This is a genomic window from Modestobacter sp. KNN46-3 (genome assembly GCF_011039295.1).
In genome coordinates, this window is record NZ_JAAKGN010000035.1 from 1 (window position 1) to 21,373 (window position 21,373).

Consider the following 21,373-nt stretch of genomic DNA (forward strand, 5'->3'; position numbering starts at 1 on the left):
AACTTCTGGGGCGGGTCCAGCTACCGGCACGGCGAGGGCTACGTCCCGGTGGACAACGTCGGCCGGGTGCGGCACGACGGGTTCGCCGCGGTCGAGGTGACCGACGCCGAGGTCTGCCTGGCCCAGGCCCTCCCCCTCGACCGCGACGACGACCCGGCGGCCGTGCTCGTGGGTGACCCGGAACGCCGCGCCCTTCGGGCGGCTCATCGGGCACCGCCCGCGGTGACCAGCTCGCCGCCGAGCCGGTCGTAGTGCGGACTGCCCGGCACCAGGTCCGCGCGGGCGACGCTGCGGCCGGTGGCGGCCGACCGGTAGATGCCGGTGACCAGCTCCATCGTCTCCCGGCCCTGGACGCCGCTGACCTGGGGTCGCTCCCGCCGGTCGAAGGAGTCCAGCAGGCTGCGCAGCTGCGCGGCGTGCCCGCTGGGCACCCCGGCGGTGGCCCGCCAGCCGGCGACCCGGTCGGGGTCGGCGACGTGCGGGGCGGGGGTCCACGTCCAGTCGTCGTCGCCGTAGCCGTAGACGTGCTGCAGCTCGACGGTCGCGTCGGTGAAGTCGAAGCGCAGGTAGCTGGTCTCCCGGGGCGAGAGCACGCTGTTGACGACGGTGGCCATCGCCCCGGACGCGAACGTCACCACCGCCATCGCGACGTCCTCGGTCTCGACGTCGCGTTCCAGCGTGCCGGTGACCGCGGTGACCTCGCGCCAGTCGCCGAGCAAGGACAGCAGCAGGTCCATCTGGTGGATGCCGTGGCCCATCGTCGGGCCGCCGCCCTCGGTGGCCCAGCGCCCCCGCCAGGGCACCTCGTAGTAGGCGGGGTCGCGGTACCAGAGGGTGTGGCAGACGGCGACCAGCGGCCGGCCCAGCTCACCGGTGCGCACGAGCTCGCGCAGCCGGGTGGCGCCGGAGCCGAAACGGTGCTGGAACACGTAGGTGGCGTACGGGCCGCCGTCGCGCTCGAGCTCGGCGACGGCGTCGAGTTCGGAGAGCGAGAGCATCGGCGGCTTCTCGCACCACACCCAGGCACCGGCGCGCAGGCACGTCGTCACGCCGTCGAGGTGCGCGCCCGGCGGGGTGCACACCACCACCAGGTCCGGCGACTCCGCGGCCAGCATCGCGGCGAGGTCGCCGAAGGTGTGTGGGACGTCCCAGCGCTGGGCGAGGGCGCGGGCCCGGGACTCCTCGACGTCGACCAGCGCGACCACCTCGACGCGCTCCCCCATCCCGCGCAACGCCGGGAGGTGGCGGTCGTCGGCGATGTTCCCGGCTCCCACGACCGCGACGCGGACCGGCTGCTTCGAGTGGGTCACAGGACTCCTCTGGTCTGGACGGTCACCGTCGGGCACGGCGGCCTGGCAAGCGCTTTCCGTTCCCCAGCCAATCGGTGTCCACGAAGCTGTGTCAAGCGCCACACTCCGCGGGCGCCCAGCGCCGCACGGTCGGCGCAGCCCAGCGTCGTCTGCCGGGTGCAGCTCAGGACCCGCGCCGACCGGCCCGGCGTGGAAGGCTTGGCCCATGACCTCACGGATGTGCGAAGAGCGCGCTGTGCGGTCGCTGTTCCAGCCGATCGTGGACCTGTCCGACGGCGCGCTGGTGGCGGTGGAGGCGCTGTCCCGCGGCGAGCCGGGGCCGCTGGAGTCCCCGACCGAGCTGTTCGCCGCGGCCGCAGCAGCCGGGACCACCGCGTCGCTGGACACCGCGTGCCTGCGCGCTGCGCTGCGCGGGGTCGCCGGCGCCGCGGAGCCGACCACCCTGTTCGTGAACATCGAGCCGGCGACGCTGTCCACCCTCGCCCCCGCCGACCTGGCCGACCTGGCCGACCTCACGCCGGCCGGGGTGCAGGTGGTCCTGGAGGTCACCGAGCGCGACCTGCTCGAGCGCCCGGCCGACCTGGTCCGTGGCGTGCGGGGCGCGCGCGAGATCGGCTGGGGGGTGGCGCTGGACGACGTCGGTGCCGAGCCGGCCGGGCTCGCACTCGTGTCGTTCCTCCGGCCGGACGTGATCAAGCTGGACCTGGCCCTGGTGCGCGGACACACCAGCCTGCAGGCCGCCGCGGTGGTCAACGCCGTGCGTGCCGACGCCGAGCGCTCCGGCGCGCTCGTCCTGGCCGAGGGGATCGAGACCACCGAGCACCTGGACCGCGCGCTGGCGATGGGCGCGCGACTCGGGCAGGGCTGGATGTTCGGGCGTCCGGGGGGCCTGCCGGCGGCCGGCATGCGGGGCCTGCAGCTGCGCCCGGCCACGCCCGCGCGAGGCGCCGGGGGAACCGGTCCGGGGACGCCGTACGAGGTGCTCGCCGCCGCCTCGGGACCGCAGCGCGCCGGCGTGCCGCTGCTCGCCTCGATGACCCGTCAGGTCGAGCGCCAGGCACTCCTGCTGGACGAGCAGACCGTCGTCCTCGCGAACTTCCAGCACGCCGACCTGATGAGCGCGCGCACCCGCCGCCGCTACGAGACGCTCGGGAGCCTCACCGCCCTGACCGCGGTGACCGGCGCGGGGATGCCCGACGAGCCCGTGCCGGGCGTGGTGGGCACCGCCCTCGATGCCGACGACCCGCTGACCGACCAGTGGGTCGTGACCGTGGTCAGCCCGCACTTCGCGGCCGCGCTGGCCGCTCGCGAGGTCCCCGTGGACGGTCGCGGCGACCCGACCGAGGCCCCCGTCCCGGTGCGCTCGGCCGCGCGCCGACTCGACTACGTGCTGACCTACGACCGGCAGCGGGTGCTCGAGGCCGCCGGGCTGCTGCTGGAGAAGACCCGCCCGCCGGCCGGGTCGGCGACGCCGCTGCCGCTCCCCGCCCCGGCCCCCGGCGACGCCGTCGCGCGGGTCACCGAGGCCGACCTGCCGGACCTGATGCTCCGGGCCGTCTCGGTCGCGAGCAACGGGATCGTCATCGCCGACGCCCGCCGCCCCGACCTCCCGCTGGTCTACGCGAACGCCGCGTTCCTGCGGATGACCGGCTATCCGGAGTCGGAGGTGCTCGGCCGCAACTGCCGCTTCCTGCAGGGGGCCGACACCGACCGCAACCAGGTGCACCCGATCCGGCGGCGGCTGCTCGCCGGGCGCGACGTCGACGCGGTGCTGCTGAACTACCGGCGCGACGGCTCGGCGTTCTGGAACGAACTGCACGTCAGCGCCGTCCGGGACGCGCACGGCGAGGTCACGCACCTGATCGGCAGCCAGCTGGACGTGACCGCACGGGTCGACCGGGAGCGGCGGACGGCGTACCTGGCCCACCACGACCAGCTCACCGGCCTCCCCAACCGGGCACACGTGCTGGAGCACCTGAACCTGGAACTGCACCGCGCCCGCCGCAGCGGCGGGAGCGTGGCGGCGGTGCTGCTGGACCTCGACGACTTCAAGGCGATCAACGACCGCTTCGGTCACGCCGTCGGCGACGCCGCGCTCGTCGGGGCGGCCGCTCGCCTGCGCTCGGCCGTCCGCGCCGGCGACCTGCTGGGCCGGCTGGGCGGCGACGAGTTCCTGGTCGTCCTCGCCGGCCTCCCCGCGTCCGGCCGGGCACGGCCGGACGACGGCAGCCGCCCGCCTGCGGAGGAGACGGTCCGGCGGGTGCAGGAGCACCTGCGTGCCGCCCTCGAGGCACCGCTCCAGCTGCCCGGGACGGCCCTGCGGATCCGCGCCAGCTCCGGGGCGGCGGTCTTCCCCGAGGAGGCCGACGACCCGGCCTCGCTCCTCGCCTGCGCCGACGCCGCCATGTACCGGACCAAGCGCGGGCCGGCACACCTCCGCGACTGAGCCTCCGCTGCCGGGAGGCCGGACCCGGCGGACGAGTCCGACCACGGGTGCGAGCCGCGGTGCTGCGATCGGTCACCACGGTGCTCAGCGCGCTGCCGCCCCCCGGTGGTGGCCGGAGCCGGCACCCCGAGCGACAGGCGTCTCGACGACCTCATGGGCGGACCAGGTGGGCCACCGCCCCGCGGGCCCCGAGCCGGTTCAGCAGCCGCGCTGCCTCCGAGTAGGCCTGCCGAAAACGCTCGTCATCGGCGAGCTCGCCGAAGACCTCGCCGAGCGTGAGGACGGCGAGCGGGTCCTCCTGCTGCAGCAGCGGAGCCACTCGGTCCAGGCGGGCGTCCACGACGGCCAACGGTTCCCCGTTCTCGTCCACGCCTCGGGCGTACCGCGCCCAGGCGGCGATCGCGAGGACCGACAGGTGGCAGGGGCCGCCTGCGGCGAGCTGCGCCCTGACCACGGGCAGCACGAAGGTGGCGATGCGCTCGGACCCCTCGGCGCAGTTGCGGGCGAGAGTGTCGCTGACCGCGGAGTTGGCGAAGCGCGCCAACAGCGTGGTCCGGTAGGCGGCCAGGTCGGTGCCGGGCACTGGCGGGAGCGTGGGCGACGCCTCGGTGCGCATGTACCGCTCGACCAGTTCGGCGAAGAGCGGGTCCGCCATCACCTCGTCGACCCGGCGGTGACCGGCGAGGGCGCCCAGGTAGGACATGACCTGGTGGCTGGCGTTCAACAGCCGCAGCTTCATGAGCTCGTACGGGCGCACGTCGGGCACCAGCTGGACACCGACGTCCTCCAGGGGCGGGCGCACGTCGCTGAACCGGTCCTCGAGCACCCACTGCAGGTAGGGCTCGGCCACGACCGGCCACTGGTCCACGACGCCGGTCTCCGCGGTGAGGCGGAGGCGGTCGTCATCCGTGGTGGCCGGGGTGATCCGGTCGACCATTGAGTTCGGGAACGCCACCTCACCGGCGATCCAGTCGGCCAACCCGTCCGCCGCCTGCTCCTCCTGCAGCCGGGTGAACTCGACCAGGGTCTGCCGGGCCAGATCGCCGTTGCCCTCGACGTTGTCGCAGGAGACGACCGTGAACGGGGGCGTGCCGGCGTCTCGCCGCCTCCTGAGGGCGGCGCTCAGCAAGCCGAACGCCGTCCGGGGCACCGGGCTGGTCAGGTCGGCGGCCAGTCCCTCGTCCAGGCGGAAGCGCCCGGTGGACTTGTCGGTGCTGTAGCCGCCCTCGGTGATGGTCATGGTGACCAGGTGGGTCGACGGCGCCGCCATGGCGGCCAGGACGGCGGCTGCGTCGTCCTCCAGCAGCAGGAGGTTCAGCAGCGAGCCGATGACGGTGGGCTCGATCGACCCGTCCGTGTCCTTCAGCACGAGCGTGTAGAGCCCGTCCTGGGCGCGCAACGCGGTGTGCAGCGGCCGGTCGACACCCAGCACGCCCACGCCGGTGATCCCCCAGTCGGCGTGTCCACGAGCCAGCAGCCGATCGAAGTAGACGGCCTGGTGGGAACGGTGGAACCCCCCGACTCCCAGGTGGACGACGCCGCTGGTGGCCGCTGGGCGGTCGTACGCGGGACGCCCGAGGGCTGGCGGCAACCCGGCCAAGGTCTGCTGATCCAACGGTGTGGTGGTCATGCGGTGCACTCCTCTGCTGACGACCCGGACGGCGGCGCCGGTGGACGACGGTGGTCGGCGTCCGGTGGACTGGCCTCACCGTGCGACGCGCTGGTCGCCGAACCCGGCGATGAGGTGGGGAAGAGGACCCGGGCGCCGGATGGTGACCAGCACGACCGCCGCCGCACGAGCCGGACCGGCGTCATCGTGTGCCGGTGCACCGGTGCCCCGGCTGCGGCCAGGCGCTCGACGACCCGGGACGCGGCCAGCCGTCCCAAGGTCGCGGGGTCCTGGTCTATGACGGTGAGGGACGGCGAGAGCATGTGCGCCATCGGGAAGTCACCGAAGCCGATCACGGCCCAGTCCGCGCCGGCCAGCGCCGGGACGAGGGCCATCGACGTCCGGGCATCGGCGCTGACCAGCGCCGTCGGCGGTCGTGCAGCGTCCCGGAGCCGCCCCACCACCCGGTCGGCGCTCGCCCGGTCCACGGCGCCGAACGCGACGAGCTCGTCCCTCGGCCGGAGACCGGCGGCGGTCAGCGCCGACCGGTGCCCGGCCAGGCGGGCGGTGGTGGTGGACATCGCCGGGCTGTCCCCGACGAAGGCGATGTCGTGGTGGCCGTGGGCGATCAGGTGAGCAGTGGCGAGCCGGCCGCCCTCGTGGTCGTCACCGGTGAACGCGTCCGCCGGCAGGCCGTGCGCCGGGCGGTCGACGAAGACGATGGGCAGGCGCGTCGCCCAGGCACCCAGGTGGCCCTGGTCCTGCGAGGTCGGCGCCACGACCAGTCCGCTGAGCGAGCGGCGCAGCAGCGACTCGAGCGTCCCCGCCTCTAGCCGCGGGTCGTACCCCAGGCTGCTCACGACGACGGACATGTCGGCTGCCGCAGCGACCTGTTCGACCGCCTTGGCGATGACGGCGAAGAACGGATCACCGAGGTCGGGCACCGCCACGCCCAGCACGGGGGCGCGACCGGAGCGGAACGTCTGGGCGAGCGAGGTGGGCAGGTACCCCAGCTCGCGCAGCGCGGCCGCCACCCGGGCCCGAGTCTCCGGGTGCACGTGCGGGTCGTCGTTGAAGACCCGGGACACCGTCTTGGCGCTGACCTGAGCGCGCGCGGCGACGTCGCGCATCGTGGCCATCCAGGTCGCCTGCCGCCGGGGGACCCGGCCGTCAGCGGGCCGTGTAGCCGCCGTCGACGGGCAGCGACACCCCCGAGATCATCGACGCACCGTCGCTGAGCAGGAACACGACCGGCGCTGCGATCTCGTCCTCGGTCGCCCAGCGGCCCAGGGGCATCTGGTCGAGGAAGGGGCCCTCGATGTCCGGGCGCCCCCAGTACCAGGCCGACATGGGGGTCATGACCACGGTCGGGTTGACACTGTTGACCCGGATGCCGTGAGCGCCCAGCTCGAGAGCCGACACCCGGGTGATGTTGTCCAGCGCCGCCTTGGACGACCCGTAGGAGATGTGACCGGCCAGCGCCACCAGACCGGCCTGGCTGGACACGTTCACGATCGCGCCGCCCTGGCCCAGCCGGATCATCGACGCGGCGGCGTACTTCGTCACCAGCAGGGCGCCGCGGGCGTTGACGTTGATCACCTTGTCGAAGACGTCGATGTCGGTCTCCATCGGGGTGGCGATCTCGCCGCCGAAGCCGCCGCAGTTCACCACGCCCCACAGGTCGAGGTCCTGAAGTGCCGACCGGACGCTCTCCTCGGAGGTCAGGTCGAAGGTCAGCGTCCGGGCGCCCGTCTCGTCGGCGATCGCCGCCAGCCCGTCGGCCGACCGGCCGCTGGCGATGACGTCGGCGCCCGCGGCCACGAGCTGCCGGACGATCGCCCCCCCGATGCCGCCCGTGGCCCCGGTGACCAGCACGGTGCGGCCGTTGAAGTCCGTCATGTCAGGGCATCTCCTCAGCAGGGTGGGGCACCGCCGGTGGACGACGGCCGCCAGGGGCGATGCAACCACAGCGCTGCCGTCATGTCACCGGTGACATGACGGCAGACCACTCGTTGACAGCGTCGTCGACGCGTCCCTACCGTGCCGCAGGAACGTGCGGTCGCCGTCCCGGTGGACCGCCGGAGAGGACGTGGACCCGTGGACCAGGCAGCTCCGTCGGACCCGGGACCACCTCCGGTCGTCCGGGAGACGCTGGAGCAGCTGGTCGCCCGTGCTGCACAGCTGGCCCGCCCCGGCACCCGCCGCGTCCTCGGCGTCACGGGCGCCCCTGGGGCGGGCAAGTCGACGCTGTGCGCCGCGCTGCTCGCGGCACTCGGCGACCATGCAGCGCTGGTCGGGATGGACGGGTTCCACTACGCCGGCGTGGAGTTGCAGCGCCTCGGACGCGGTCACCGCAAGGGCGCGCCGGACACCTTCGACGTCGACGGCTACGTCGCCCTGCTCACCCGACTGCGGACGCCGCCCCGGGTGCCGGTCTACGCGCCGCTGTTCGACCGGGCACTCGAGGAACCGGTCGGCAGCGCCGTGCCTGTCCCCTCGGCCACTCCCCTGGTCCTCACCGAGGGCAACTACCTGCTCATGTCCGAGCACGGTTGGTCGGCGGTCCGCGCCTGTCTGGACGAGGTCTGGTACCTCGACGTCCCACCGGAGGTGCGGGAGCGGCGCCTGATCCAGCGCCGCCGGTCCTACGGCCACGAGGCCCAGGCGGCCGAGCACTGGGTGCGCACCGTCGACGGACGCAACGGCTGCGCCGTGGAGGCATCGCGGTCACGCGCCGATCTCGTCGTTCACCTGGACGTCCCCGAGTCGCCCCGGGACGGCCGCCTCGGCTGAGCTGCCCACGTCGCAGGACGCCCCGCCCCCTCGAGCGAGGGGGCGGGGCGTCCTGCCTCGGCGGGGAGATCAGCAGCTGGAGCGGTAGAGCGCGTCCTGGTTGTCGGCCAGGTTCTCCTGGGTGATGATCGTGAAGCCGGTCTGGATCTCGGCCTCCGGCTCCTCGCCGTCCAGCGAGGCGATGACCTGCTCCAGCCCCTGCCTGCCGATCTCGGCCGGCTGCTGGGCGACCAGGGCCTGCACGGTGCCGGCCTCGAGCGCCTCGACCTGGGCCGGGCCGGCATCGAAGCCGACGACGGTCACCTGCTCCTGGGCACCTGCCTGGCGCAGGCCGGTCGCCGCACCCTCGGCGGCGAACAGGTTCGTGCCGAAGACCCCGATGAGGTCGGGGGTGGCCTGCAGCGTCGAGGTGACGATGCGCGCCCCCTCGGCGACGTCGTTCTGCGCGTACTGCGTCTCCAGCGCGGTGAAGGCCGGGTCCTCGGCGAGTGCGTCGAGGAAGCCCTTGATGCGCGCCTCGCTGGTGCTGATGCCGGGCTCGTGCCCGACCACGAGCACCGTGCCGCCCTCCGGGTTCGCGGCCTGGATGGCCTCGAAGGCCGCCGCCCCACCGCCCTCGTTGTCCGAGGCGACCTGGGTGACCGCCATCGACGGGTCCTCCAGCGTCGTGTCGACCAGCCCGACGGCGATGCCGGCGTCCGCGGCGGCCTGGATCGGGCGGTACATGCCGGTCACGTCCGTGGGGGCGATGAGCAGCCCGTCCGGTGCGCTGGCCACGACGCTGTCGACGATCGGGGTCTGCAGCGCGGGGTCGAACTGCTGTGCGCCCTGCGTGGTGACCTCGACGCCGAGTTCCTCGGCGGCCTCCTCGATCCCGCACTGCATCGTGATGTAGAACTCGTCGCCCGCGACGCCCTGCACGAAGGCGATCTCGTAGGCCTCGGAGCCGCCTCCGCCGCCACCGGAGCCGCCACCGTCGCCGGAGTCGTCACCGCCACACGCGGTCAAGGCAAGGGCCAGCGCCGAGAGCGCCGCCATCTTCGCACTGGTGTTTCTGTTCACCGTGATTCCTTTCGACGTGCCCCTGATGGGCGGGAGAACCGGGAGGACGAGGACCTGCGACTTCGCGCTCCGCGGGTCGCCGCAGCGCGTCGGACCTGGTCGACGTAGACGGCGGCGATGAGGAACGCGCCGACGACGACCTGCTGCCAGAAGGGCTGGACGCCCATGATCACGAAGCCGTTCTGCAGCACGGAGGGGATGAACAGGCCGATCACCGTGCCGGCGATCGTGCCGATCCCACCGAAGAGGCTCGTGCCACCGATGACGACACCGGCGATCACGTTGAGGGCGGTGTTGGACTGGCCGGCGATCGTGGTGGAGGCGTAGAACGCGAGGTTGAGGATCCCGGCCAGGCCGGCACAGAAGCCGGCCAGGGTGTAGACGCCGATCAGGTGCCGGTCGACCTTCACCCCGACCCGCCGGGCCGACTCGGCGTTGGAGCCGACGGCGTACGTGTAGCGGCCGAAACGGGTGCGGTGCAGGACCACCGCTCCCACGACCACCACCAGCAGGGCGATGAGCGACAGGTAGGGGATCTGGCCGAACAGGCGACCGAAGCCGATCGTGTCGGTCAGCACCGTCGGCGCACCGCGCAGGTCGATGCCGCCGGTGACGATCTGTGCGCCACCCAACGCCATGCCGAGTGTGCCGAGCGTGACGATCAGCGGCGGCACCTTGGCCCGGGCGACCAGCACCCCGTTGAACAGACCCCACAGGGTGCCCGAACCGCAGGCGACCAGCGCGCCCACGAGGGACACCCCGACGCCCTCGCCACCCAGCGCCTCCATCACCTTGGCCGCGACGACGCCGCTGAACACCAGCACGCTGCCCACCGACAGGTCGATGCCGCCGGTGATGATCACGAAGGTCATGCCGACCCCGATGATCGCCAGGATCGAGGTGTTCACGACGACGTTGCGGAGGTTGTTCACCGACAGGAAGGCGTCGCTCTCGGCGATGCTGAAGAGCACCACCAGGACGAGCAGCACGCCCAGGATCTGGAATGCCTGGGCGCTCACCAGCCGCTGGAGCGGGGTCTTCGGCTGCTCCTCGTCGGTCGGCGCCGCCGCCCGCTGCTCCGTGGCGGTGTTCACGCCGCCTCCTGGCTGATCGCGCCGGTCATGGCTCCCACCAGTTCCTCCATCGAGGTCTTGTCGGCGTCGTAGGTCGCCACCCGCCGGCCCAGCCGCAGCACCTGGATCCGGTCGGCCACCTCGATGACGTGGGGCATCGAGTGGCTGATGAGGACCACGGCGATGCCGCGGTCGCGCACCCGCCGGATCAGGTCCAGCACGTTGCGGGTCTGCACGACGCCGAGGGCCGCGGTGGGCTCGTCCAGGAAGATCACCCGGCTGGCCCAGGCCGCCGCGCGGGCGACGGCGATCTGCTGGCGCTGGCCACCGGACATCGACCCGACCGGTGCGGCGAAGTCACGCACCGTCGCACCGAGCTCGTCGAACGCACGGACGGTGTTCGCCTTCATCTCGGCGTGGTCCATGAAGCCCATCCGGCCCATCAGGCCCCGCCGCATGACCTCCCGACCCAGGTACATGTTCTGCACCGGGTCGAGGTGGGGGGCGAGCGCGAGGTCCTGGTAGACGGTCTCGATGCCCAGCGACCGCGCGGCCGCCGGGGTGTCGATCGTCACCCGCTCACCGTCGCTGTACAGCTCGCCGGAGTCCACGGCGAGGGACCCCGACAACGCCTTGACCAGCGTGCTCTTGCCGGCACCGTTGTCACCGATGAGCGCGACCACCTCACCGGGGTTGACGTCGAAGTCGGCGCCGTCGAGGGCACGCACGTGCCCGAACTCGCGCCGGAGACCCCGGGCCTCGAGGGCGGCGGTCATCGCGCCTCCTCCTGAACGTGCGGCGACGCCATGGTCGACGCCCTCCCTTCTCCTCGGTCGTGCTCCATGCCCGGCTCCCTGCGTCGCGCGAGGCGGTCGTGGTCGTGGTGGGCCGGGACGGCGCGGACGGGAGGCCGCAGCTCGCCGGACCCGCGCGGTACCAGGCGGAACGGCACCAGCACCGTCTCCACGGGCGCGCTCGGGTCGTCGATCCGGCGGAACAACCGCTCCGCGGCGGCGCGGCCGATGACCTCGGGGTCGTGGTCGATGACGGTGACCGCCGGCGCGAGCGAGTCGGCCATCGGGAAGTCGTCGAAGCTGACCACCGCCACGTCGGTGCGGCGGGCACTGTGCAGCAGCGGTACCAGCCCGAGGGAGCAGCGCATGTTCGAGGAGAACATCGCGGTCGGCGGCTGCGGCCCGGCCAGCAGCTGCACGGCGGCGGCAGTGGCCTCGCGGGCCGAGCCGGCACCGACCGCGACCAGGGAGTCGTCGGCGACCAGCCCGTGCTCGGACATCGCCCGGCGGTACCCGGCCAGCCGCAGCCGCGTCGTGGGGTTGCGCAGTTCCGAGCCCAGGAAGCCGACCCGCCGATGGCCGTGCTCCAGCAGGTGGCGGGTCGCCACCTCTGCTGCGGAGAGGTCGTCGATAAGCACCGCGTCGCTGCTGACCCCCTCGGGCAGCCGGTCCACGAAGACGACCGGGGTGTGCTGCAGCGTCTCGGCCAGGTAGGCGTGGTGGCGCGCCATCGGCGCGACGATCAGCCCGGCGACCTGGCGCACGAGCATGCTCTCCACCACGAGCGCCTCGCGTTCCGGAGCCCGGTTGCCGACGCTGGAGACCATCACCGCCTGGCCCCGTTCGTGAGCCACCTGCTCGACGGCGCTGGTGAGCCGGGCGAAGAACGGGTCGGCGAGGCTCTCGACCACCAGCCCGATCACGTCGGCCCGGCCCATCCGCAGCGACCGGGCCAGCAGGTTGGGCTGGAACCCCAGGTCGGTGATCGCCTGCTGCACCCGTGCCCGGGTGCTCGGGGTGACGTGCGCGTCGCCGTTGACCACCCGGGAGACCGTCTTCGGGCTCACCGCCGCCCGGGAGGCGACGTCACGCAGAGTGATGCGCGGCGTCACTGCCGGCGCCCCGGGGCACAGCCCGTCGGCCCGCCGCACGGCGGGCAGAGGGTGGTGGCGGAGAGGAGCACGGCACGCGCCTTTGCGAGTCGAGGATCACTGTCAAAGAGTGACGTGGGCCATGGAACAAGCCCATGTCATCGATGTCAATGAACCGATGCACGGTTGAGACACAACGCCTCCGGCCAGCTAGGGTCGCTGCTCTGACCGGACCGGCCGGCTCCGGCGGCCATCTCCCGAGGAGTTCGTGATGAGACCCACCGGTGACTCAGCGCAGTCCGGCAGCTGGACCTCGCTGCCGAGCCACCACGCCTGGCTGGACGCCGAGGGAGAGCGCCTGCTCTCCTTCGGCGCGGCCGCCGGGACGACCGCCGCACCCGGCTTCGCCTGGCTGGACGACACGGGCCGGCCGGACCCCGAGCAGCCTCCGCAGCTGTGGATCACCGCCCGGATGACGCACGTCTTCGCGCTCGCCTGCCTGCGCGGGCGGCCAGGAGCCGGCCCACTGGTGGACCGGGGGCTGGCCGCGCTGGACGGGCCGTTCCGGGACGCTGAGCACGGCGGCTGGTACTCGTCGCTGACCGCCGAGGGCACCCCCGCGGCCACCGGCAAGTCCGCCTACGACCACGCCTTCGTCGTGCTGGCGGCCGCGAGCGCCACCGCGGCCGGTCGCCCGGGCGCCGCCGCGCTCCTGCAGGAGGCCCTGGACGTCGTCGAGCAGCACTTCTGGTCCGCCGACGAGGGCCGGAGCCTGGAGAGCTGGGACCGCGCCTGGACGACGCTGGAGCCGTACCGGGGCGCCAACAGCAACATGCACACCGTCGAGGCGTTCCTCACCGCGGCGGCCGTGACCGGCGAGGACCGTTGGCTGACCCGGGCCACCAGCATCGCCGAGCACCTGGTGCACACCGCGGCCCGGGAGAACGGCTGGCGCCTGCCCGAGCACTTCGACCCGCAGTGGCAGCCGCTGCCGGACTACAACGCCGATCGCAAGAACGACAAGTTCCGCCCCTACGGCTCCACGCCCGGACACTGGCTGGAGTGGTCGCGGCTGTTGCTGCACCTCGAGGCAGCGTTGGGCGCGGAGGCGCCGGCCTGGCTCCTCCCGGACGCCCGGAGCCTGTTCGACGCGGCGGTCGAGGTCGGCTGGGCGGCCGACGGTGCGCCCGGCTTCGTCTACACGCTGGACTGGTCGGACCGGCCGGTGGTCGCCTCCCGCCTGCACTGGGTGCTCACCGAGGCGATCGGCGCGGCGGCGGTCCTGGTGCGGCGCACCGGCGACCCCCGGTACGAGCACTGGTACCGGACGTTCTGGGACGAAGCCGCCGCTCGGTTCCTCGACGCCGATCGCGGCAGCTGGGTGCACGAGCTCCCGGTGGGCGATGCGGAGGCGGTCTGGTCCGGCAAGCCGGACGTCTACCACGCCTACCAGGCGACCCTGCTCCCCCAGCTCCCGCTGGCGCCGGTGCTCGCCGCGGCCCTGCGACAGGAGCTCGGTGCGGACTGAGCGGTCAGCCGGCCAGCAGCCGGACCAGCCGCTCGACCTCTTGGGCGGTCGCCGTCCGGGCCGCCCCCAGGTACTTCCGGGGATCGACGAGCGCCGGGTCGGCCGCGAGGGCGTCGCGCACTGCGCGGGTGAAGGTGCCGTTCAGGTGCGTGGAGATGTTGACCTTCGTCATGCCGGCCGAGACCGCCTCCCGCAGGTGCTCGTCCGGGACTCCGGACGAGCCGTGAAGCACCAGCGGCACCGGCACGGCGGCCCGGATGGCGCCGATGAGCTCCAGGTCCAGCCGGGCGGTGCGTGTGGTCATCGCGTGGGAGCTGCCCACCGCCACGGCGACCGCGTCGATGCCGGTGGCCTCCACGAACCGGGCGGCGTCCTCCGGCCGGGTGCGCACCCCCGGCGCATGCACCCCGTCCTTGCCGCCGATCTCGCCGATCTCGGCCTCCACCGAGACCCCCCGGTCGTGCGCCCGCTCGACGACACCGCGGGTGGTCGCGAGGTTCTCCTCGACCGGGAGCGTCGAGCCGTCGAACATCACCGACGTGAACCCCAGCGCCAGCGCCTGCGCCACGAGCTCGAGGTCGGTCGCGTGGTCCAGGTGCACCACCACCGGCACGGCGGCGGCGTCCGCGATGGCGAGCATCGCGCTGCCGACCGGCGCGAGCGCCCCGTGGTACCGCACCGCGTTCTCGCTCAGCTGCAGCACCGTGGGCCGACCGGCCGCCTCCGCCCCGGCCACGATCGCCTCGGCGTGCTCGACCTGGATGACGTTGAACGCCCCGAGGCCACCGCGGCCCTGCTGGGCCGCGGTCAGGACGTCGGTCAGTGCGGCGCGGGTCACGGCGTGCTCCTCGGGTCGGTCGTCCCCTCCGAGCAGCCGGTTCGGGCCCGGGGGGTGGCAGGGCGGTGCCGGGCGGCCGCTGCCCGCGGTGTCCCCGGCGATCGGCGTCCCCAGCCCGGCGGCGAACGTAGCAGCCGTTCCGCAGTCTGCTCGGCCGCACAGGCGCTGAGCACCGACCGGTCCCAGGAGGACTCGTGCACGAACGCCCCACCGTCCCAACGGTCCACGTCCTCGGCCCGAACCCGGCGCAGGACCGGCTGCAGGTGGTGCCCCGGCTGCTGATCGGCGAGGTCAACCGCGCCACCGAGGTGGTGAGCCGGCCCGGCGGGAAGGGCATGATCGTGGCCCGCGGGGTGGTGCGGTTGGGCAGCCGGGCGGCGCTGCACGGCTTCGTCGGCGGGTCGGTCGGTGCACAGATCTCGGCGGGCTGCCGGGACCTCGGGGTCGACGACCACCACGTCCGGATCGACGGGGAGACCCGGGTGACCACCGTGCTCGTGGACAGCGCCACGGGCACCTCCACCGTGGTCAACGAGCCCGGCCCCGAGGTGGGTGACGCCCACGTGGCCGCCCTGGTCGACGGGCTGGTGGCGGCCGTGCAAGCCGGCGACGTGGTCGTGTGCACCGGCAGCCTGCCGCGGGGCGCGCCGGTCGACCTCTACGCGCGGTGCGTGACCGCCCTGCGCGGGCGCGGGGTGCTCACCGTGGTCGACACGTCCGGCCCCGGCCTGGCCGCGGCGGTCCGCTCCCGACCGGACGTGCTGAAGGTCAACGAGGAGGAGCTCCGCAGGGACGCCGGGCTGACCGGGCCCGCCGACACCGGTGCCGACTCGGACCTGGACCTGGACCTCCTCATGGGGCGCGCGCTCGACGCCGGCACCGGAGCGGTGATCGTGACCCGGGGTGCAGCCGGCCTGTCGCACCGCTCGGCGGAGGGGAACTGGGACGTGCGCAGCCCGGCCGTGCCGGTGGTCAACGCGACCGGGTCCGGGGACATGATGCTCGCCGGGTTCGTCACCGCCCTGGTGTCCGGGGCGGACCGGGTGACCGCGCTGCGCACCGGCGCCGCGGCCGGGGCGGCCAACGCCGCCCGGCTGGAACCGGACATCACCGGCCACGAGGTGCAGCAGCTGCTCATGGAGTCCGTGGCCACCGCCGTCCCGGGGGTGCAGCGGTGAGCGCCACCTTCCTCGGCATCGACGTCGGCACCACCCGGACCAAGGCGTTGCTGCTCGCCGCGGACGGGGGCGACGTCCTGGCCACGGCCGCGGCCGCCACTCCGCAGGACGAGGCCGACGGCGTCGCGGTCCACTCCCCTGGCTCGGTCCGGGCCGTGGCGGTCGACGTCGCCCGCCGTGCACTGGCCTCGGCCGGGCCCGACGCCCGGGCCGCACTGGGCGGCATCGCGGTCACCTCGGTCGGTGAGGAGGCGGTGCTGCTCGACGCCGCGGCCCGGCCGGTCGGCGACGTGCCCACCTGGTTCTCCGGCGTCGGGCACGGCCCGGCCCAGGAGCTCGCCGCCGAGCTGGACCGGCGGGCTCCGATCACCGGTCTGCGCCACCCCGAGTACACGGTCCACACGCTGGCCTGGTGGGCGCGCACCCGCCCAGCCCAGGCCCGCGCCGCCGTCACCCTGACCGACCTGGGCAGCTGGCTGCTCTCCTCCCTCGGTCCCGGCGACCTGGTGATGGACCACTCCCATGCGTCGCGCACCGGCCTCTTCGACGCACCAACCCGGTCGTGGCGGACGGCGGGGCTGGGCGTGGTCGGGATGGGCGGGGTCTCCCTGCCCCGGCTGGTGCCCTCGGGAACCGTGATCGGGGAGCTGGGCCCCGGACCGGCCGCGGAGCTCGGCGTCGCGCCGGGGGTACCGCTGGTCACCGGAGGCCACGACCACTTCTGCGGCGCCCTCGCCGCAGGCGCGCGCTCCCCCGGTGACCTCTTCGTCTCGGCGGGCACCTCCGAGGCGCACGTGCTGGTGACCGACTCCCTCGACCCGACGGCGACGGCGGACAGCGAGGTCGGCTGCTTCGTCACGGACGGGCTGTTCTACTTGCACGCCGCGGTGCCCTCCGGCGGGCTCTACCTGACCTGGACCCGGTTGCTCGGGCTCGACCCGGCCGCGCCGTTGGACGACCTGCTGGGCGGCGAGCCGATCGGCAGCTGCGGGATCCGCGGGCGGATCTCCGCCGACCGCCCGCACAGCCAGGTGGGCCGCGCCCAGCGCGGTGGCCTCGTCGGCGTCGACGAACGAGGCGGTCCCCTCGCCGACCGCCGACCGGATCTCCCGCCAGGTGGCCGACTCGGCCGGCCGGCCGGCGAGCAGCCGCTGGGTGACCGCCCGGCCGGCGGTCCGGCTCAGGTCCCGGGTGAGGTCCCGGGAGGCCACCGCGGTCGTCTCCATCAGTGCGCGCAGCACGGTCGCCGGGGTCACCTCGAGCGGGACCCCGTCCAGGGTGAGCCGGCGGTCGGCGGAGATCCGCCCGCGGATCCCGCAGCTGCCGATCGGCTCGCCGCCCAGCAGGTCGTCCAACGGCGCGGCCGGGTCGAGCCCGAGCAACCGGGTCCAGGTCAGGTAGAGCCCGCCGGAGGGCACCGCGGCGTGCAAGTAGAACAGCCCGTCCGTGACGAAGCAGCCGACCTCGCTGTCCGCCGTCGCCGTCGGGTCGAGGGAGTCGGTCACCAGCACGTGCGCCTCGGAGGTGCCCGCCGAGACGAAGAGGTCACCGGGGGAGCGCGCGCCTGCGGCGAGGGCGCCGCAGAAGTGGTCGTGGCCTCCGGTGACCAGCGGTACCCCCGGCGCGACGCCGAGCTCCGCGGCCGGTCCGGGGCCCAGCTCCCCGATCACGGTTCCCGAGGGCACCAGCCGGGGCAGGGAGACCCCGCCCATCCCGACCACGCCCAGCCCCGCCGTCCGCCACGACCGGGTTGGTGCGTCGAAGAGGCCGGTGCGCGACGCATGGGAGTGGTCCATCACCAGGTCGCCGGGACCGAGGGAGGAGAGCAGCCAGCTGCCCAGGTCGGTCAGGGTGACGGCGGCGCGGGCCTGGGCTGGGCGGGTGCGCGCCCACCAGGCCAGCGTGTGGACCGTGTACTCGGGGTGGCGCAGACCGGTGATCGGAGCCCGCCGGTCCAGCTCGGCGGCGAGCTCCTGGGCCGGGCCGTGCCCGACGCCGGAGAACCAGGTGGGCACGTCGCCGACCGGCCGGGCCGCGGCGTCGAGCAGCACCGCCTCCTCACCGACCGAGGTGACCGCGATGCCGCCCAGTGCGGCCCGGGCGTCGGGCCCGGCCGAGGCCAGTGCACGGCGGGCGACGTCGACCGCCACGGCCCGGACCGAGCCAGGGGAGTGGACCGCGACGCCGTCGGCCTCGTCCTGCGGAGTGGCGGCCGCGGCCGTGGCCAGGACGTCGCCCCCGTCCGCGGCGAGCAGCAACGCCTTGGTCCGGGTGGTGCCGACGTCGATGCCGAGGAAGGTGGCGCTCACCGCTGCACCCCCGGGACGGCGGTGGCCACGGACTCCATGAGCAGCTGCTGCACCTCGTGGCCGGTGATGTCCGGTTCCAGCCGGGCGGCGTTGGCCGCCCCGGCCGCGGCGCCGGTGCGCAGCGCGGTCACCCGGTCCGCCCCGGACACCAGGGCGGTGACGAACCCGGCGAGCATCATGTCCCCGGACCCGGTCGCGTTGACCACCGGCACGGCCGGGCTGCGCACGTCCCAGTTCCCCTCCGCCGAGCGGTGCGACAGGCCGGCTGCACCCCGGGTCACGATCACCGCTCCGGTGCCGGCGTCGAGCGCGCGCCCCATGAGGAGGTCCAGGTCCAGGTCCGAGTCGGCACCGGTGTCGGCGGGCCCGGTCAGCCCGGCGTCCCTGCGGAGCTCCTCCTCGTTGACCTTCAGCACGTCCGGTCGGGAGCGGACCGCCGCGGCCAGGCCGGGGCCGGACGTGTCGACCACGGTGAGCACCCCGCGCCCGCGCAGGGCGGTCACGCACCGCGCGTAGAGGTCGACCGGCGCGCCCCGCGGCAGGCTGCCGGTGCACACGACCACGTCGCCGGCTTGCACGGCCGCCACCAGCCCGTCGACCAGGGCGGCCACGTGGGCGTCACCCACCTCGGGGCCGGGCTCGTTGACCACGGTGGAGGTGCCCGTGGCGCTGTCCACGAGCACGGTGGTCACCCGGGTCTCCCCGTCGATCCGGACGTGGTGGTCGTCGACCCCGAGGTCCCGGCAGCCCGCCGAGATCTGTGCACCGACCGACCCGCCGACGAAGCCGTGCAGCGCCGCCCGGCTGCCCAACCGCACCACCCCGCGGGCCACGATCATGCCCTTCCCGCCGGGCCGGCTCACCACCTCGGTGGCGCGGTTGACCTCGCCGATCAGCAGCCGGGGCACCACCTGCAGCCGGTCCTGCGCCGGGTTCGGGCCGAGGACGTGGACCGTTGGGACGGTGGGGCGTTCGTGCACGAGTCCTCCTGGGACCGGTCGGTGCTCAGCGCCTGTGCGGCCGAGCAGACTGCGGAACGGCTGCTACGTTCGCCGCCGGGCTGGGGACGCCGATCGCCGGGGACACCGCGGGCAGCGGCCGCCCGGCACCGCCCTGCCACCCCCCGGGCCCGAACCGGCTGCTCGGAGGGGACGACCGACCCGAGGAGCACGCCGTGACCCGCGCCGCACTGACCGACGTCCTGACCGCGGCCCAGCAGGGCCGCGGTGGCCTCGGGGCGTTCAACGTCATCCAGGTCGAGCACGCCGAGGCGATCGTGGCCGGGGCGGAGGCGGCCGGTCGGCCCACGGTGCTGCAGCTGAGCGAGAACGCGGTGCGGTACCACGGGGCGCTCGCGCCGGTCGGCAGCGCGATGCTCGCCATCGCGGACGCCGCCGCCGTGCCGGTGGTGGTGCACCTGGACCACGCGACCGACCTCGAGCTCGTGGCGCAGGCGCTGGCGCTGGGGTTCACGTCGGTGATGTTCGACGGCTCGACGCTCCCGGTCGAGGAGAACCTCGCGACCACCCGCGGTGTCGTCGAGCGGGCGCACGACCGGGGGGTCTCGGTGGAGGCCGAGATCGGCGAGATCGGCGGCAAGGACGGGGTGCATGCGCCGGGGGTGCGCACCCGGCCGGAGGACGCCGCCCGGTTCGTGGAGGCCACCGGCATCGACGCGGTCGCCGTGGCGGTGGGCAGCTCCCACGCGATGACCACACGCACCGCCCGGCTGGACCTGGAGCTCATCGGCGCCATCCGGGCCGCCGTGCCGGTGCCGCTGGTGCTTCACGGCTCGTCCGGAGTCCCGGACGAGCACCTGCGGGAGGCGGTCTCGGCCGGCATGACGAAGGTCAACATCTCCACGCACCTGAACGGCACCTTCACCCGCGCAGTGCGCGACGCCCTCGCGGCCGACCCGGCGCTCGTCGATCCCCGGAAGTACCTGGGGGCGGCCCGGACGGCGACCGCCCAAGAGGTCGAGCGGCTGGTCCGGCTGCTGGCCGGCTGACCGCTCAGTCCGCACCGAGCTCCTGTCGCAGGGCCGCGGCGAGCACCGGCGCCAGCGGGAGCTGGGGGAGCAGGGTCGCCTGGTAGGCGTGGTAGACGTCCGGCTTGCCGGACCAGACCGCCTCCGCATCGCCCACCGGGAGCTCGTGCACCCAGCTGCCGCGATCGGCGTCGAGGAACCGAGCGGCGGCTTCGTCCCAGAACGTCCGGTACCAGTGCTCGTACCGGGGGTCGCCGGTGCGCCGCACCAGGACCGCCGCCGCGCCGATCGCCTCGGTGAGCACCCAGTGCAGGCGGGAGGCGACCACCGGCCGGTCCGACCAGTCCAGCGTGTAGACGAAGCCGGGCGCACCGTCGGCCGCCCAGCCGACCTCGACCGCCGCGTCGAACAGGCTCCGGGCGTCCGGGAGGAGCCAGGCCGGCGCCTCCGCGCCCAACGCTGCCTCGAGGTGCAGCAACAGCCGCGACCACTCCAGCCAGTGTCCGGGCGTGGAGCCGTAGGGGCGGAACTTGTCGTTCTTGCGATCGGCGTTGTAGTCCGGCAGCGGCTGCCACTGCGGGTCGAAGTGCTCGGGCAGGCGCCAGCCGTTCTCCCGGGCCGCGGTGTGCACCAGGTGCTCGGCGATGCTGGTGGCCCGGGTCAGCCAACGGTCCTCGCCGGTCACGGCCGCCGCGGTGAGGAACGCCTCGACGGTGTGCATGTTGCTGTTGGCGCCCCGGTACGGCTCCAGCGTCGTCCAGGCGCGGTCCCAGCTCTCCAGGCTCCGGCCCTCGTCGGCGGACCAGAAGTGCTGCTCGACGACGTCCAGGGCCTCCTGCAGGAGCGCGGCGGCGCCCGGGCGACCGGCCGCGGTGGCGCTCGCGGCCGCCAGCACGACGAAGGCGTGGTCGTAGGCGGACTTGCCGGTGGCCGCGGGGGTGCCCTCGGCGGTCAGCGACGAGTACCAGCCGCCGTGCTCAGCGTCCCGGAACGGCCCGTCCAGCGCGGCCAGCCCCCGGTCCACCAGTGGGCCGGCTCCTGGCCGCCCGCGCAGGCAGGCGAGCGCGAAGACGTGCGTCATCCGGGCGGTGATCCACAGCTGCGGAGGCTGCTCGGGGTCCGGCCGGCCCGTGTCGTCCAGCCAGGCGAAGCCGGGTGCGGCGGTCGTCCCGGCGGCCGCGCCGAAGGAGAGCAGGCGCTCTCCCTCGGCGTCCAGCCAGGCGTGGTGGCTCGGCAGCGAGGTCCAGCTGCCGGACTGCGCTGAGTCACCGGTGGGTCTCATCACGAACTCCTCGGGAGATGGCCGCCGGAGCCGGCCGGTCCGGTCAGAGCAGCGACCCTAGCTGGCCGGAGGC

At 74.3% G+C, this 21,373-nt stretch carries 17 protein-coding genes; 5 read left to right on the forward strand and 12 right to left on the reverse strand.

Annotated elements, in window-relative coordinates; translation table 11 throughout:
• The coding region (locus tag G5C62_RS10180; protein WP_206330566.1) for a hypothetical protein at positions 1-252 on the forward strand (252 nt) is incomplete at its 5' end.
• Here the strand turns inward: G5C62_RS10180 and G5C62_RS10185 are convergent.
• Positions 204-1,310, reverse strand: a complete 1,107-nt coding sequence (locus G5C62_RS10185; RefSeq protein WP_206330567.1) for a Gfo/Idh/MocA family protein — start codon at positions 1,308-1,310, stop codon at positions 204-206. The two genes, G5C62_RS10180 and G5C62_RS10185, sit on opposite strands and share 49 nt — an antisense overlap.
• Before the next feature lie 205 nt (positions 1,311-1,515).
• Between G5C62_RS10185 and G5C62_RS10190 the strand changes: the two genes are divergently transcribed.
• The gene (locus tag G5C62_RS10190) at positions 1,516-3,756 is read left to right on the forward strand and encodes a diguanylate cyclase domain-containing protein (protein WP_164700897.1); all 2,241 of its coding nucleotides are present in this window, start codon (positions 1,516-1,518) and stop codon (positions 3,754-3,756) included.
• Between the two features lie 151 nt (positions 3,757-3,907).
• On the opposite strand, the gene G5C62_RS10195 is transcribed toward G5C62_RS10190, so the two are convergent.
• The 3 genes from G5C62_RS10195 to G5C62_RS10205 are packed head-to-tail and all read right to left on the reverse strand — an operon-like array spanning position 3,908 to position 7,264.
• Positions 3,908-5,386: a mannitol dehydrogenase family protein gene (locus G5C62_RS10195; RefSeq protein WP_164700898.1), complete on the reverse strand. Its 1,479-nt coding sequence runs from the start codon at positions 5,384-5,386 to the stop codon at positions 3,908-3,910.
• Positions 5,383-6,504, reverse strand: coding sequence for a LacI family DNA-binding transcriptional regulator (locus G5C62_RS10200; RefSeq protein WP_241175814.1), 1,122 nt, complete (start codon positions 6,502-6,504; stop codon positions 5,383-5,385). The genes G5C62_RS10195 and G5C62_RS10200 overlap by 4 nt, the downstream gene beginning before the upstream one ends.
• A gap of 31 nt (positions 6,505-6,535) precedes the next feature.
• The gene (locus G5C62_RS10205) at positions 6,536-7,264 is read right to left on the reverse strand and encodes an SDR family oxidoreductase (protein WP_164700899.1); all 729 of its coding nucleotides are present in this window, start codon (positions 7,262-7,264) and stop codon (positions 6,536-6,538) included.
• 198 nt (positions 7,265-7,462) lie between these two features.
• Here G5C62_RS10205 and G5C62_RS10210 point away from each other — a divergent pair, with 198 nt between their 5' ends.
• Positions 7,463-8,158, forward strand: coding sequence for a nucleoside/nucleotide kinase family protein (locus tag G5C62_RS10210; protein ID WP_206330568.1), 696 nt, complete (start codon positions 7,463-7,465; stop codon positions 8,156-8,158).
• A gap of 69 nt (positions 8,159-8,227) precedes the next feature.
• Here G5C62_RS10210 and G5C62_RS10215 read toward each other — a convergent pair whose 3' ends face one another.
• Genes G5C62_RS10215 through G5C62_RS10230 form a run of 4 tightly spaced genes read right to left on the reverse strand, consistent with a single transcriptional unit; the run spans position 8,228 to position 12,199 of the window.
• Positions 8,228-9,220 carry an ABC transporter substrate-binding protein gene (locus G5C62_RS10215; protein ID WP_206330569.1) on the reverse strand — a complete coding sequence of 331 codons (993 nt, stop codon included), beginning with the start codon at positions 9,218-9,220 and terminating at the stop codon, positions 8,228-8,230.
• Positions 9,217-10,314 (reverse strand): ABC transporter permease, encoded by a 1,098-nt coding sequence (locus G5C62_RS10220; protein WP_164700900.1) that lies wholly within the window; start codon positions 10,312-10,314, stop codon positions 9,217-9,219. Before G5C62_RS10220 ends, G5C62_RS10215 begins: the two co-directional genes overlap by 4 nt.
• The gene (locus tag G5C62_RS10225) at positions 10,311-11,069 is read right to left on the reverse strand and encodes an ATP-binding cassette domain-containing protein (protein WP_164700901.1); all 759 of its coding nucleotides are present in this window, start codon (positions 11,067-11,069) and stop codon (positions 10,311-10,313) included. The genes G5C62_RS10220 and G5C62_RS10225 overlap by 4 nt, the downstream gene beginning before the upstream one ends.
• Positions 11,066-12,199, reverse strand: coding sequence for a LacI family DNA-binding transcriptional regulator (locus G5C62_RS10230; protein WP_164700902.1), 1,134 nt, complete (start codon positions 12,197-12,199; stop codon positions 11,066-11,068). The genes G5C62_RS10225 and G5C62_RS10230 overlap by 4 nt, the downstream gene beginning before the upstream one ends.
• 250 nt (positions 12,200-12,449) lie before the next feature.
• On the opposite strand from G5C62_RS10230, the gene G5C62_RS10235 reads away from it, so the two are divergent.
• The gene (locus tag G5C62_RS10235) at positions 12,450-13,706 is read left to right on the forward strand and encodes an AGE family epimerase/isomerase (RefSeq protein ID WP_164700903.1); all 1,257 of its coding nucleotides are present in this window, start codon (positions 12,450-12,452) and stop codon (positions 13,704-13,706) included.
• 4 nt (positions 13,707-13,710) lie between these two features.
• Here G5C62_RS10235 and G5C62_RS10240 read toward each other — a convergent pair whose 3' ends face one another.
• From G5C62_RS10240 to G5C62_RS10255, 3 genes are all read right to left on the reverse strand, one after another.
• Complete coding sequence (locus tag G5C62_RS10240) at positions 13,711-14,544, reverse strand: class II fructose-bisphosphate aldolase (protein ID WP_164700904.1); 834 nt, start codon at positions 14,542-14,544, stop codon at positions 13,711-13,713.
• A 658-nt stretch (positions 14,545-15,202) separates the two neighbouring features.
• A complete protein-coding gene (locus G5C62_RS10250; protein WP_164700906.1) occupies positions 15,203-18,031 on the reverse strand; it encodes an L-fuculokinase in 2,829 nt (942 codons plus the stop codon).
• The gene (locus G5C62_RS10255; RefSeq protein ID WP_164700905.1) at positions 18,028-19,011 is read right to left on the reverse strand and encodes a 1-phosphofructokinase family hexose kinase; all 984 of its coding nucleotides are present in this window, start codon (positions 19,009-19,011) and stop codon (positions 18,028-18,030) included. The genes G5C62_RS10250 and G5C62_RS10255 overlap by 4 nt, the downstream gene beginning before the upstream one ends.
• Before the next feature lie 194 nt (positions 19,012-19,205).
• Between G5C62_RS10255 and G5C62_RS10260 the strand changes: the two genes are divergently transcribed.
• The gene (locus G5C62_RS10260; RefSeq protein WP_164700904.1) at positions 19,206-20,039 is read left to right on the forward strand and encodes a class II fructose-bisphosphate aldolase; all 834 of its coding nucleotides are present in this window, start codon (positions 19,206-19,208) and stop codon (positions 20,037-20,039) included.
• A 4-nt stretch (positions 20,040-20,043) separates the two neighbouring features.
• On the opposite strand, the gene G5C62_RS10265 is transcribed toward G5C62_RS10260, so the two are convergent.
• Positions 20,044-21,300 (reverse strand): AGE family epimerase/isomerase, encoded by a 1,257-nt coding sequence (locus G5C62_RS10265; protein WP_164700903.1) that lies wholly within the window; start codon positions 21,298-21,300, stop codon positions 20,044-20,046.
• Positions 21,301-21,373 lie beyond the last annotated feature (73 nt).